General features: G+C 38.9%; 10 protein-coding genes. 3 read left to right on the forward strand and 7 right to left on the reverse strand.

All coding sequences use genetic code 11. The features are described from left to right. Positions 1-131: 131 nt before the first annotated feature. The 3 genes from NSQ39_RS18145 to NSQ39_RS18155 all read right to left on the reverse strand — a co-directional run bounded on the left by NSQ39_RS18145 (position 132) and on the right by NSQ39_RS18155 (position 4,181). The gene (locus NSQ39_RS18145; protein WP_216899235.1) at positions 132-1,619 is read right to left on the reverse strand and encodes an N-acetylmuramoyl-L-alanine amidase; all 1,488 of its coding nucleotides are present in this window, start codon (positions 1,617-1,619) and stop codon (positions 132-134) included. Positions 1,620-1,710: 91 nt separating this feature from the next. Further along, entirely contained in the window at positions 1,711-3,828 is a 2,118-nt protein-coding gene (locus NSQ39_RS18150) for a SpoIID/LytB domain-containing protein (protein ID WP_046130100.1), read from the reverse strand. A gap of 35 nt (positions 3,829-3,863) precedes the next feature. Beyond that, positions 3,864-4,181, reverse strand: a complete 318-nt coding sequence (locus tag NSQ39_RS18155; protein ID WP_216899233.1) for a hypothetical protein — start codon at positions 4,179-4,181, stop codon at positions 3,864-3,866. Between the two features lie 194 nt (positions 4,182-4,375). Between NSQ39_RS18155 and tagU the strand changes: the two genes are divergently transcribed. Then, on the forward strand, positions 4,376-5,302 hold the full coding sequence (tagU, locus tag NSQ39_RS18160) for a polyisoprenyl-teichoic acid--peptidoglycan teichoic acid transferase TagU (RefSeq protein WP_046130102.1): 927 nt from the start codon (positions 4,376-4,378) through the stop codon (positions 5,300-5,302). Positions 5,303-5,339: 37 nt separating this feature from the next. Here tagU and wecB read toward each other — a convergent pair whose 3' ends face one another. Continuing rightward, positions 5,340-6,482, reverse strand: a complete 1,143-nt coding sequence (gene wecB, locus NSQ39_RS18165) for a non-hydrolyzing UDP-N-acetylglucosamine 2-epimerase (protein WP_046130103.1) — start codon at positions 6,480-6,482, stop codon at positions 5,340-5,342. Positions 6,483-6,704: 222 nt separating this feature from the next. On the opposite strand from wecB, the gene galU reads away from it, so the two are divergent. Beyond that, positions 6,705-7,583 carry a UTP--glucose-1-phosphate uridylyltransferase GalU gene (galU, locus tag NSQ39_RS18170; protein WP_046130168.1) on the forward strand — a complete coding sequence of 293 codons (879 nt, stop codon included), beginning with the start codon at positions 6,705-6,707 and terminating at the stop codon, positions 7,581-7,583. 51 nt (positions 7,584-7,634) lie between these two features. Here galU and tagH read toward each other — a convergent pair whose 3' ends face one another. Continuing rightward, a complete protein-coding gene (gene tagH / locus NSQ39_RS18175) occupies positions 7,635-9,215 on the reverse strand; it encodes a teichoic acids export ABC transporter ATP-binding subunit TagH (RefSeq protein WP_046130104.1) in 1,581 nt (526 codons plus the stop codon). Positions 9,216-9,235: 20 nt separating this feature from the next. Beyond that, positions 9,236-10,051: an ABC transporter permease gene (locus NSQ39_RS18180; RefSeq protein ID WP_046130105.1), complete on the reverse strand. Its 816-nt coding sequence runs from the start codon at positions 10,049-10,051 to the stop codon at positions 9,236-9,238. 715 nt (positions 10,052-10,766) lie between these two features. Here NSQ39_RS18180 and NSQ39_RS18185 point away from each other — a divergent pair. Then, positions 10,767-11,720 carry a hypothetical protein gene (locus NSQ39_RS18185; protein ID WP_236809611.1) on the forward strand — a complete coding sequence of 318 codons (954 nt, stop codon included), beginning with the start codon at positions 10,767-10,769 and terminating at the stop codon, positions 11,718-11,720. A gap of 83 nt (positions 11,721-11,803) precedes the next feature. On the opposite strand, the gene NSQ39_RS18190 is transcribed toward NSQ39_RS18185, so the two are convergent. Next, a complete protein-coding gene (locus NSQ39_RS18190; protein WP_216899229.1) occupies positions 11,804-14,473 on the reverse strand; it encodes a glycosyltransferase in 2,670 nt (889 codons plus the stop codon). Positions 14,474-14,610 lie beyond the last annotated feature (137 nt).

The raw sequence follows: 14,610 nt of genomic DNA on the forward strand, positions 1-14,610 counted from the left end.
ATTTTTTTATAAATTCTTTTTATTTTTTGTTAACCGCGATATCGACTCTCCTTTTTCTTGAATCAATGGAATTATCATACTATATTTTAAGGCATAAAAAAAGAAGCCGAAACATCGGCTTCTCAAGTCTTCTATCTATAGTACGCAGAAACGGCGTCATTGATCCCTTTTGCCGCTTTATCTTTTAGTGTCGCGCTTTTTAGTTTGCCCGCGTCTGATGAATTCGTGATAAAGGCCGTTTCTACTAGAACGCTCGGCATTTTAGAATATTTAATCACATAGAATCCCGCCGTTTTAACGCCTCTGTCCTTTGTTCCGAGCGCACTGACGACCCGCGGCTGAACTTCTTCGGCAAGCCGCTTGCTGTTGGCGCTTTGATACGTTTCATCATAGTATGTTTCGGTTCCGGCAGCTGAAGGGGCTGCTGAATTGGCATGAATGCTGATAAACAGATCAGCGTTCGCGTTTGCTCCTTTTTTCACCCGCTCTTCAAGCGAATAGAACGTATCGTTTGACCGTGACATCACCGGAATAGCGCCCGCACTGTTCAGCTTGCTGTTCAGCCGTTTTGCGATATCCAGGTTTACATCCTTTTCCTGCAGGCCGTTGCCGATTGCACCAGGATCCTGGTCACCGTGCCCCGGATCGATGAAGATCGTTTTGCCGACGGCCGGATTTTTAAGCTGAGTGACGACTTTGGCAGCAACAGAAGGCGTTCCGCCTATTACAGAGAAGGTTTTAATATTTTTGTCGCCGATGAACGCTCTCGGTTCCTTTGATAAATTTTCTCCATTTGTCAGAAGGATCGCTTTGTTTTGTTTTGCAGCAAGGGCAGCTCCTACGACGGCATCAGGAAAGCGGAAGCCGTTGGTGATATACGTGTTGCTCGTACTTAAACCAAATTTCTTTGCAATATTAACCGAGAGATCGTATCTGTTTTTTCCCGTAATCCGTGTAGGTGACGGGAGCTTTGAATACAGCGAGCCATTGATGCTGTTTGTTCCTCCGACTACAATCGTTTGTTTAATACCTTTGCTTTTGATTGCTCCGGAAGTAGCGCTGTTTAACGTTTTTTCATTGGTAAATAAAATAGGGTAACCGTTTTGGGCCGCATATGGAATGACAGCGATCGAATCTTGGTATACAAATCCGTTTGCTACAACTGCTTTTGATGTGCTTGACATGGCGTTGGCCACTTTGGCTGCAGTCTCATACCGGGTGCTTCCCGCAATGCGTTTCACCGAAATTCCCAAATTTTTAATTTGCGTAGCTACTCCGTTCGATACTGCAGGAGTCCCTCCAACAATCACCACATTCTTCGTCTTTAACTCTTTTAATCGGTTTTTTGTTTCCGAAGAAAGATTTGTTTTATTTGTTAATAAAAGAGGCGCATTTTTTTGATAAGCATACGGGATGGCCGCAATCGCATCCGAATATGCATCCCCGCCTACAATAACTGCTGTGCTGGCTGTTGACCAGCCCTTTTTAGAGGCCTCAACTGCCGTAGCATAGCGGGTATTCCCGGAAATCCTGTTTGCTGAATTGTCTGCCAGCGCAGAAGGTATAAATAGGACAAGGCCTAAAAAGCTGAATGTCAGGACCTTTAATAATGATCGCAATATCTTCCCCTCCAAATATTTCAAATCATTCGGCAATAAAAAGGAAAACAAGAGACGAGGCTGCCTCCTGTTTCCGCTTTAAAATGTTAGTTTAATAGTTCGTTAACGTCGTCCCCGGATAATAGAATTTTAAAATAGAACTATATGAATTCCCCGCCGCGGCTCTCGCTTTCGCTCCGTATTGGCTCATGCCGATACCGTGGCCGTATCCTTTTCCGCTAATGACGAACTGTTTCGATTCTTCCTTCACGCTCGCATACGTGCTTTTAAAAACGGAAGCTCCTATCATCGTTCTTAGATCCGTCGTTAACACATCAATCGTTGCGGTTTTACTCGCCACTTTTGATCCGTTTTTCACAAGGTAATTGACTTTGATCGACGCATTCTTAGGGCGCTGTCCTTGTGTTTTCCCGCTGAAGGAGAAGGAACTGATGCCCGCAATTTTGACGCCGTCTGCACTTGTTTCTTTGTTTTTAATGATCCAGTTATTTAATCCTTTCAGCTGCGATGCATTCGCCTCTGTCGTTTTTGACCACCATGAGTCGGCGCTGCTCATATTAAGAGAACCGGTATTAATTTGTGTTTTCGGCAGCGTTAATGACCAGCTGTTTTGCGGATCCATGGAATCCTTTTGGGCAATCAGATAAGGAACTTTTGAACTCCACACCTCACTGCTCGCTTCCGTGTAGCCGCCATTGCTTGAAGAATAGGCGGCAGTGATCAGGCTGCCATTGTATTTCAGAACCTTTCCTTTCGTTTGATCCACAGCCTTGCTGGAGTTTGAAGACCAGCTGTATCCGCCGTAAACCTGAAACGCCGTTGTATCCGCAACTGTTTGTCCGATTTTGCTGACTGAATATGTACGAGCGGCTACCGCCTGCGCTTTTAACGCTTCTAACGGCCAGCTTGCCGGCATTTCATTCGGCACAACCCCTTTTAAATAGTCCTCAAACGGAATATCAACATTGACTGGTCTGACGTATTTTCCAGATTCCACGGTGAAATTGACCGTCCCTAAATATTCTTTATTGTTAATGCTGATCCGGTTTGAAGTAGAGTATTTTTCAGGCTGGATTTTAACAGCGGTTCCAAATGTTCTGATATTTTTCAAACTCATGTTTCCGCTGCTGACATTCAGGTTATAAGATTTTCCGCCTACTAAGTAAAATTCCTTAGACAGATTGCTTTGCAGGCTGCTTGAAAGCGAATTTGTGCTTCCGATCAGATTAAACGCATACGTCCCTTTTTCTTTAAATATGGATTTTGCGTTTGAAGGCACTTCATCTTTTTTGACGAACAGCAGCTGACGGTTTTGTTTAGCTGCCATAGATGAGCCGATTAGTACGTCTGCATACTTAGTGCCATTTACAACAACTGCTTTGTCAGTGCTTAAGTTTAAATATTTTATAATGTTCGCAGACAGCTCGTATCTGGTTGAGCCCGGAATTCTTGTAATCTGATCGGCTTGTTTTTTGATTTGGCTTTCTACTTTGCTGCTGACGCTTGAAGTGCCTCCTACCACAATTACTTTTTTAGGAAGTTTATAATTAGGAAGATAATCCGTACCCGCCAAAAATATCGGGTACCCATTTTTAGCAGCATAAGGAGCAATGGCAAGCGCATCTTGATAAACGTTTCCTGTTACCACAATCGCTTTATCATAGCTTCCCATCTCTTTTGCAATATTTTCTGATAATGCGTAGCGGTTCTTACCGCTGATTCTTTTTGTAGCTCCGTATTTCTTCAGCTTGCTTTCGACACTTTTTGAAATGCTTTTCTCTCCGCCGATCACCAAAATGTTATCGGGATTTAATTTCTTGATTTCACTTTCGGTAGCTGATGTAAGCTTGTCCGGCTGAGAAAGCAGTATCGGAGCATCTAACTTTTTGGCCAAGGGAATGACAGAGAGCGAATCTCTGAAAAGCTCCTCATCCTTGTTCATGACGATAACAGTAGACGGGTTTTTCCATTCGCTGGAAGCGACGGTGTTTGCAGTATCATAACGCGTTGCCCCGCCATATCGTTTTGTATCCGCGACATTGCTGCCGGTCACTTTGTAATATCCCGCGGTTGAAATATCCAAACTTGTCTTATTGCCGACATAGTTGGTCAGCTTGACAGATATGGAATCCGCAGCGAAAGAAACGGAAGGGGTAATCAACAACATCATGATAAGTGCAAACAACATCACTTGCTTTGTTTTTTTCAAGACTCCAAATGTCTCCCTTCATTGACAGGCTTGAATTATTTCTCGCTTTCGATTTTTTTCAATTCAAGCTGTCCTTTTTCGGCTTTTTTGTAAGTCACTTTTACTTTTTGTCCGTCTTTTAATTGATCGATGTCACCTTCGTAGTCACCGACAATGTTTAAGCTGACAGGCTCGTTATTAATCTTCACCTCAATCGTATGAGAGTCTGCCTGTCCAACGAACGTACCGTCCTCCGTTTGAACCTGGTCGGTTTGGTTGGTTTGCTCGGTTTGTTCGCCTTGCTTTACCTGTTCGGCAGTGCCGCATCCGGCTAGGAGCAGCATAAAGAACGTAAACGCCGCAAGTTTCTTCATTTTTCATCACCTCTTGTTTTTTATCGACAAACATTTATAATTTTATAGAAGAATGCGGCTCTTTGTAACATTCTTAAGTGCTATTTAATTTACTTGTAATATTAAAACCAGAGATATGAAAAAATTAGTTGTTTCTAGTATTTTTAAAATTTATAATCAAATCAGATTATAAAAACTTTAAAGCGAGGAAAATGATGAGAGCTGAAAAAAGAAAAAAGAAAAGGAAAATCCTTTTCATTATTTTAACGATTATTGGCTTATTCGTTTTATGTACCGGCGGCTATGCATACTACCTTTGGAATAAAGCAGCCTCAACCGTCGCCAGCATTCATGAGGATCTCGGAAAGTCTGATAAACGGGACAAGCAGGTGGACGTCAACAGCAAGGATCCAATCGCGGTCTTAATCATGGGCGTTGACGAAAGGAAAGGTGATAAAGGACGGGCCGACTCGCTTATCTACATGACGGTGAATCCAAAAACGAATACAACAGAAATGGTGAGCATTCCGCGTGATACGTACACCGAAATCATCGGCAAAGGAAAGATGGACAAAATCAACCACTCCTATGCCTTCGGAGGAACCCAAATGACCGTCGACACGGTTGAACACTTTTTGGACGTGCCTGTAGATTACTTTGTGAAAGTGAATATGGAGAGCTTCAAAGATATTGTCGATACGCTCGGCGGAATTACGGTGAACAGCACGTTTGCCTTCAGCTATGACGGATATTCATTCAAGAAAGGCGAAATCACGCTGAATGGGGAAGAAGCGCTTGCTTACACCCGGATGAGAAAACAGGATCCAAAAGGCGACTTCGGAAGACAGGAACGCCAGCGCCAGGTCATTGAAGGCATCATCAAAAAAGGGGCGAACATCTCTTCCGTAACGAAATTCGGCGATATGTTTAAAGTAATCGAAGACAACGTGAAAACAAATCTCACGTTTGACGATATGTGGGATATTCAGTCAAACTACAAATCAGCGCGCAACAATGTCATGCAGCACCAGCTTAAAGGTCAGGGAACCAAAATTAACAGAATCTATTACTATAAGGTCTACGAAAGCGACCGTGAATCGATTTCAAAAGAATTAAAAGAAAGCCTTGGGCTTAACAATTAACAAAACGAGCTCCGCACACGAAATGCGGAGCTCGTTTTTAATGTTCATTAAACGGAAGAGGCTTGTCCGTCCGATAGCCAAACCGGTAGAGAATCTCAGCTACGATGCGCTTGGACGCATTTCCGTCACCGTATGGGTTCGACGCTTTTGACATTCTTTGATACTCATCAGGATCATTCAGCAGCTGCTTCGTCAGCTCGTATACATCTTCTTCATTCGTCCCGGCCAGTTTTAATGTTCCGGCTTTTACGCCTTCAGGCCGTTCTGTCGTATCCCTTAATACGAGAACAGGTTTTCCGAGCGAAGGCGCTTCTTCCTGCACACCTCCGGAATCGGTTAAAATGAAATGCGCTCTGGAAGCAAAATTATGAAAATCGATCACCTCCAGCGGCTCAATTAAATGAACCTTGTCCGAACCGCCGAAATGCAGCTCGGCAGCTTGTCTGACGATGGGATTTAAATGAACCGGATAAACAACCTGTACGTCTCCGAATTCTTCCGTGATCCGCCTGATCGCCCGAAACATGTTTTCCATCGGCTCGCCTAAATTTTCGCGGCGGTGCGCGGTCAACAGAATCATCCGGCTGCCATCCATCCGATCGAGAAGCGGATGCGAGTATTCCTCCCGCACCGTTGTTTTCAAGGCATCGATGGCTGTATTTCCCGTAACGAAAATGGAATCTGCATTTTTATTTTCCGCTAACAAATTGGCCTCCGCCTGCTTTGTCGGCGCAAAATGAAAGTCTGCAATCGCACCTGTCAGCTGGCGGTTCAATTCCTCAGGAAATGGAGAATATTTGTTCCCGGTTCTTAATCCGGCTTCGACATGGCCGACTGAAATCCTGTGATAAAAAGCGGCAAGGCTGCCTGCAAACGTGGTCGTCGTATCACCGTGCACAAGTACAAGATCAGGTTTGATCTCTTGAAAAAGCCGGTCAAGTTTTGTCAGCGCATTTGACGTGATGTCGGCCAATGTCTGCCGTTCCTTCATGATATTCAAATCAAAATCAGGCCGAATATGAAACGCGTCAAGCACCTGATCAAGCATCTGCCTGTGCTGTGCGGTAACCGTTACATACGATTCAATCTCCGGGTGTTTTTTTAATTCGAGCACAAGAGGAGCCATCTTAATCGCTTCAGGTCTTGTACCGAATACTGTCATGATCTTAAGTTTTTTCATTTCGGCATATTCTCCTTTTTCACTGACGATACGTTATCGCAATTATTGATTGTATTTTATCATAACATGCTTGTTGTGCTGCATCATTCGTCAAGAATAAGCAAATGACTTTCTTCATACTGCTAATACGTGTGAAAACTCACGAATTGTGGTAAAGTTTAAAGAAAGCATGAAAACCATTGCAAAAAAGATTCTTTAAAGATTAAGGAAGGTGCTTTATTGATGAAAAAAGTAAGAAAAGCCATTATACCTGCGGCAGGGCTTGGTACCCGCTTTCTCCCGGCAACGAAAGCAATGCCGAAAGAGATGCTTCCCATTGTCGACAAACCGACAATCCAGTACATAATTGAGGAGGCAATCGATTCCGGTATTGAAGATATTATTATCGTAACCGGTAAAGGAAAGCGCGCCATCGAAGACCATTTTGACCATGCGCCTGAACTGGAACGCAACCTTGAAGAAAAAGGAAAAAAAGAACTGCTTGAAAAGGTTCAAAAAGCATCCAATATGGCTGACATTCATTATATTAGACAAAAAGAGCCAAAAGGACTCGGACATGCTGTATGGTGTGCGCGCAACTTCATCGGCAATGAGCCTTTTGCCGTTTTGCTCGGGGATGACATTGTTCAGGCAGAAACGCCTGGGCTGCGCCAGCTGATGGATGAATATGAGAAAACCCTTTCTTCCATCATCGGCGTTCAGCAGGTGCCTGAAGACGAAACACACCGCTATGGAATCATCGATCCTCTCACAAAAGAAGGACGCCGATACCAGGTGAAGAACTTTGTTGAAAAACCAAAACCGGGAACTGCCCCTTCCAATTTGGCGATCCTCGGCCGCTACATCTTCACTCCTGAAATCTTCATGTATTTAGAAAAACAGGAAGTCGGAGCAGGCGGAGAAATTCAACTGACAGACGCGATCCAAAAATTAAATGAAATTCAGCGCGTTTTTGCATACGACTTTGAAGGCAAGCGATATGACGTCGGTGAAAAGCTTGGCTTTATTCAAACGACGCTTGAATTCGCCATGCAGGATTCTGAGCTGAAATCAAAACTTGTTCCATTTATGGAAGGACTCTTGAACAAAGAAGAAATCTAATTCAGCGCAAAACAAAAACTGGCAGGAAGAAGATCCTGCCAGTTTTTCATGTTACTGAATAACGCTCAGCGTATGCTTTTCATTGTCGACGATAAACGTCTGCTTATCTGTTTTGACGATAAACCGCTTCTGATCCTTATCAAATGTCACCTGATCTTCTTGAAGCCGCAGCGACGACGGGCTGACAGGCTGCAGATCATAAAACACAACCTCCGCCGCCTTCCCGCCATCTAACACATAGCTGACGTTTTCATAACCGAGATGGAAGCTGTCTCTTCCGTCCTCAAACGTTTTTACTTCCTCTCCTCTAAGCCCTGACTGCAAGACTGCCTTGTCTTTCCCTAGAAACGAAAGAAAATATTCGTATGAGGATCGATGTTTTTCTGTAAAGTACGGCTGAAACGCATTCACTGACAAACCGGCATGAGAAAAGTTTTTCTCCAAAGAAATACCATTTTTAACAGCAAAATAGCTTTTTCCGTTAAACGTAATCTTCACCTGTTTTTTATTTTGGGACACCAGCGTCACTGCTGTTCCGAATGGCAAAGAAACGGACGTTTTGTGTTTCATTTCTTTGTCGCTGTATGTCTGAAGACGATCATTCGTCACATATGCGGGCTGATTCACCGCAGTAAAATTCCCTGCTTTCTGTTCAGCATGATGCTTTTCGATTTTTTTCGTTTCCGCACCTGATGACGCAGCCGTCCGCAAAGGGGTGTTGACAAACATCGCGGCCGCACTTGCGATGAGCAGTGCCGTAAGAACGGCAATTTGAATTACATTTGCGATCGTTTCAGGCTTCTTCTTTTTTTCATAACGGCGGACCGTTTTCTCTTCTTCCTGAGCACGCATCCGGCTTTCGATATGTTCTTTTTGATACTTTTTCTTTTCCTTTTTCGACAGCTTATTGAACCAGTCTATAAAAGCTTTGTATTCCTTGACAACCTTTTTGGTCTCATCAAACATGCGCATTTCGCCATAATGCATCCAGGCTACGCGGTCGCACATTTTTTCGATTTGGCCGATCGAATGGCTGACAAAGAAAATCGTTTTTCCGCGCTCTTTAAATTCATTAATTCTGTCGACGCATTTTTGATAGAACGTCTGGTCACCGACGGACAATGCTTCATCAATAATTAAAATATCAGGATCAATATGGGCTGAGATCGCAAAACCGAGGCGCGATTTCATCCCGCTTGAATAGCTTTTGACAGGCTGATTGATGAAATCCCCGATATCGGCAAACTCGACGATTTTATCGTAAAGCTCATCAATCTCTTTGTTGGTCAATCCCATCATCAAGCATTTAAGCCGGATGTTGTCCTTCCCGCTCAACTGGTTGTTCAACCCGGCAGAAATCGCGATCAGGGACGGCTGTCCATTCATCTCGATTTCACCGGTTGTCGGAGGAATCACCTTCGCCAGCAGATTCGACATCGTCGATTTTCCGGATCCGTTGATTCCGACAAAGCCGATGGTCTCCCCTTCATAAACATCAAAGGAGACGTTTCGCACGGCAAAGAACCCTTTATCATTTTTGTCCGGCAAAAACAGCGCTTTTATCTTTTCAGACTGTCTCTCGTACAGATGATACTGTTTTGAAACATTTCGAAACGAAACTTTTAGTTTCATCATATAATCTCCTTACTTTATTAAAGAAAGTCAACAAACTTGTCCCTGAATTTCATATGCAGGATCGAGCCCACCGTCAATAACAGCAAGGTGAATATCCAGAAATACAAGGTATAGTTTATATCTTCAAAAAACCAATTCCCGTTTAAAAAGCTGTTTCTGAAGCCGTCTATAATATAGAAAAGCGGATTTAATTTTAAGACCGCCAACACATGCGGCCTGTTCGCCAAGCTGTGCGCCACATCCCAAAAGATCGGCATCAGGAAAAACAGCAGCCTTGTCCCGGCCTGAAGCAAAAATTGATAATCCCTCACTAAAACGCTGATGGTCGAATTAAGCAAACTGAACGAAAACATAAACGCGAGCATACAGAACAGATAATAAAAATATTGCAGCCAATGCAGCGTTGGAAAATGCCCGCTTCCCAAAAGTATTAAAACATAGATGAACGTCATCGCTAAATAGCTGAATAAATTGGAAGCAATCACAACGGCAGGCAATGAGCTGACCGGAAAATTCATTTTAGACACTAAGTTAATTCTTTTATATACACTGTTTGATCCATCAAGAATCGTCGGGCTGATAAAAAACCATGGAATGATGCCGGCAAGCATCCAAATAATAAACGGGTAATGGTCAACATCTGCCCTGGCGCCTTTAATTCCGGTTCCAAACACAAACCAATAAGCTAAAATCTGGATCAGCGGATTTAGAAACTGCCAAACAACACCCAAATAATTCATTTGATACTTTGACTTCGTTTCATAAACCGCAAGCCGCATAATCAGCGGAAGCGAAGAAAATACCTCTTTTAGAACCTTCACCAATGCATTCATTCTAATCTTCCTTAGGTTAAAATTTGGGGCTTTTGCATGTAACTTTACTTTTAAAAGCACCGCTCATTATTGTAACAGATCATAAGTTTTTTTTCATTAAGGACCACTTTTTAATTATTGGTATTCAACCATATAATTTATTTTTGCGGGAAAAAGATTATTATTCGTTTAGCTGGTCATAAAATTTGTTAACAATCTCTTCAGATAAAAATTTTTAAAATTTTACGAAAACTTGTTAATTTCTTTTTTTCGTTTAGAATAGTAAGTAATATTAGTTCAAAAGATCAGTACTCCATTAAAATCCAGTACATATCATTTCTAATAAAAACCTAGGAGCTGCTTAAAATGCAAAAAAAAAAAGAACGGATGATAAAAAAAAGATTGTTTCTTTTACAATGGTTAAAAATGAGGCAGATATAATAGAAATATTCGTTAGATATAATTTAAAATACTTGGATCATATGTTTATTTCTATTAATCGGCCGAACGATGGCACTAAAAAATATTAGAGAATTTATCAAAAGAAGGATTACCGATAACCCTTTGGGAAGACAACGACCCTTCATTTGAACAAAACAAAAAAACTACAGATGCATATGCTAGAATTTCAAATGAATTTAATTTTGAAGCAATAATTTTTTTAGATGCGGATGAGTTTATTTATGGTGATATCAATGAAATAAAAAACAATATTATCCCAGGAAATGTATATCAAATGGATAGACTAGAATATGTGTATTTTAAAGATGTTCCATTTAACGAAAATATTTTAGATAAAATCAGATACAGAAGAAAAAAATACCAATCTGCCAAATCGATGATTTGTCATGATAAGAAGCACTATATTGACTATAAGATCGGCAATGGAAATCATTATGTTTATTATAAAGGGAAGCAAAAAATAAATGGTAAATTAAATTTAAAAATAGCACATTTCCCTTATAGATCAACAAGTCAATTCATTAATAAAAACATTCTGAATTGGATTTCACTTATGTTTAACAAACCTAAACTTCTGAATGCTGAAAGTACAATAGGTATCCATTGGAGAAACTCATATAAATACCTGCTAGACAAAAATGTGAAATTAACTTCTGATGAATTATTTTTATACCTTTATAAAAGCACCGATAAAGACGCTTTTAAAAAGGAATTGATATATGAGCCGTTAGATATTAATAATTTGAATTTAAAGTACACAAATATAGACAATGAAAAATCGTTGGAGTATATGTTAATAAAAGACCTTGAAGCAGCTATAAATCATCTTTACGAAATTAAACATAATAGTTCAGCACAAAATAATTTTGATAGAGCCGTTAAAAATGAAGAAGAAGACGCTACCGGCTATATTTATAATGATGTTAAATTGTTAAATAACGCTAAAGTATATGCCAAAGACACTATCCCTAGGATAAGAAGGATTGGAAACGAAGTGGAACTATCAGGTGCGATAAAAGGTATTTCAAACGGAAATGCTGGTGAATATATCGAATTTCCAAAAGATTTAGCACCTGATAGAAACTTCCAATATACAAACGTCTCGTCTCATACAAGCTCTGCATATTGGCAGGTCCAACCAAATGGACGACTAAAGCTTCTAGGGGTTACCAATAAAAATGCTGATGAATTGTCATGGTATCCTTTTCATATTCGGTGGTTTGTTTAAAATATCTCAAAAACCCGAATGAGACATTTACGATCTCCATTCGGGTTTTCTTTTATATTTAATAGCATAGCTTTAGTGTAAGATCAGACTGATAAACTTTGAGATTGAATTTCAATTTCTTCAAAACAAACTTCCCTATAAAACATTTGCATAGCCTGAATATTATAATTTTCGTAGTCAAATTTTTTATATTTCTTTTTATAATCAAGGTCTTTTTGTAATTCGTTTATTTCAGAAAGTGCTTGATTACAATTTTGGCCACTAATTCTTTCTTTTATTGTTAAAACTTTATCTTTGAAACTTTTTCGCATGACGAATTTTTCCATTTCAATCAAAAGGCCTTGAATATTATTTTGAGCAAGTATTCCGTATCCATCTTCCAATATACTCCTAGATCCGGCAATATCAGTAGCAATAATAGGTTTGTTTAAAACTAGAGTTTCCAGCAATACCATGGGTTGACCTTCATGATTTGAAGATAAAACAAAGCAATCTGCTTTATTGATTAAATAAAATGGATTTTTCAATTGTCCTGTGAATATTACTTTTCCTTCAATATCCATTCTTTTAACTAATTCAGTCAATTTCCCCTTTAAAACTCCATCACCAATAATATAAAGTTTAATATCTAAATCGTCATATTTATTAACTAATTGATAAAATGCCTTAATTAATTTCTCTTGATCCTTTTCTGGCGATAATCTTCCCATATTGACGAAATTGATTCCATTTTCATTAGGAACTTTAATGCCTTTTATACTCAAAAGTCCTCCATTTACTTCTTCCTTTTGAATAATATACTCTTCTCCGTCAAATTTTTGAATAGTTAAGTCATGTTTTTCGACAGCATTAATTATTTTTTCTACATTCAGAGAATTATGCACATAAACCAATTTTTCTGAATCTACATATTTTTCTAGGCTTTTGACATTTAAATCCCTAGTATGTTTTGCAACAGACACAACTTTATCAAATAGTTTATAGAGCGAAAAAACAATACCCAACTTCTGTTTGTGCTTATATTTCCCATTTATCTTCTTTTTCGTTTCTGCATACATATCATTATGTTGGTATATGCTTTTCTTAGAGAAATCACCAAAAGCCATTATCATTGTCCAAAAAGGTACATAGCCACTAAAATCAATTGCAATATCAATCTTTGCATTCCCCAGCATACGATTGATTTCTCTTTGATAAATTTCCCCGGGGTTTCTTCTTGCAAGTTCTTCAGTATATCCTCTTCGATTCATTAAACCATGCAAGTACCATTCCTTGATTGTTAAATTCATGCTTCCAACTCGATAAACTCTCTTAGTTTTTTCATTTAACCTATTTATATTGTAAGAAGACTCAGAGTCATAGGAACCCTTATCAATTACGACTACATTGTACCTATCATAATCAATATTATTCAATAAATTAATAGCTGAAGAAGTTATCCCGTTATTGAGAAATCCTCCACAATAAATTAATATATTTTTCTTATCCGGCTCTTTAACATCAAATATACAATCATCTTTTTTTCTATTTTCATCAAAAATTATATTTACTACCTTTTCGGTAGAATCTCCAACTCTTTTCATAAATTTTTTATTCATTTCATGATAAATCGAGTGATATTTTTTTTGTACATACTCTATATTTTCTACATTTTTTGCAACTTCATCGGTTGTTTGACAAATGGGACCAGCCAGAGTATTAACATCCAGGTACATACCACGCTTTTTTAAATACTGTGTTTTATCATACATAAAATAAATGATGGGTTTATTAGTCGCCATGTAATCAAAGAATATACTTGAATAATCCGTTATTAATATATCTACAATTGATAATAATTCATTTGTATCTATATAATCAGGAATACATTTCTTCATCAATACTTCATTATGTTTGATGTGTTTAAATAAAAGTGTATGTACCTTTAGAATAAGTTGATAATCACTAGGAAGCTTCTCGTTTAACTCTGTAATATGATTGATGAGCTCCTCATTAATATTGGAAACATTCCCAACCTCGCCTCTCCACGTTGGCGCATAAAGAACAGTTTTTTTATTTGGATCAAACTCTATTATATTATCTAATGTTTTTCTTATTTCGTTTTTATCTGTATCAAAAGTTAAATCCATCCTTGGATAGCCCTCTTCAATGATTTCCCCGTTATACAGACCTCTTAAGTCATGCGAGTCTATCAATTTTTCCGAAGTAAACTTATTAGGTGAAAGAATATAATCACAATGCAGAAAGTTTCTTTGAATATTTTTATGTTGCCCAATAGGGCCTTCCATATCTTTACCGAGAGTTTTTAGAGGGGTTCCATGCCAAGTGTTAACGTATATCTGCCCCTCTTTTTTTTGGAAATAAGGAGGGAATGTAACATTATTAATTAAGTATTTTGCTTTAGTTAAATACTTTATATACTCTTCACTATGTACTTTAACAAACTTTACATTTTTTGAATTTTTGTACTTTTCGGCATAAGGGTTGTCCTCTTGATCATTTAAGGCCCAGACATGAGTAAATCTCTTATATTTCTCGTCATTCACTAAAAATTTAAATAATGCATAAGGATTGTCATTCATAGCTTTGCCATGGTATGATTCATAGAGTATTATATTAGAATCGATATCATTTTTTTCAAAATTTACAGTATAATCGACCGAACGTTTAAAGTTAATATTATTTCTATAAGTTCTAAATGGATCTAATAGAAATTTCACTTTTCTTTTTGCTATTTTCACTTTTTTCTTCATTATAATCCCCTTTTAATTGATTATTTATAAAAAAATAAATTTTTATGCTCTCTTCAAAATTGACTGCACAAGAACCTACAGAATTAAATCGCTTTCCAAGAAAAATAAACATGTGTTCATATCTTTGAATTTATACA

Origin of the sequence: Bacillus sp. FSL W8-0848 (genome assembly GCF_038007805.1) — a bacterium.
Classification (GTDB): domain Bacteria; phylum Bacillota; class Bacilli; order Bacillales; family Bacillaceae; genus Bacillus; species Bacillus glycinifermentans.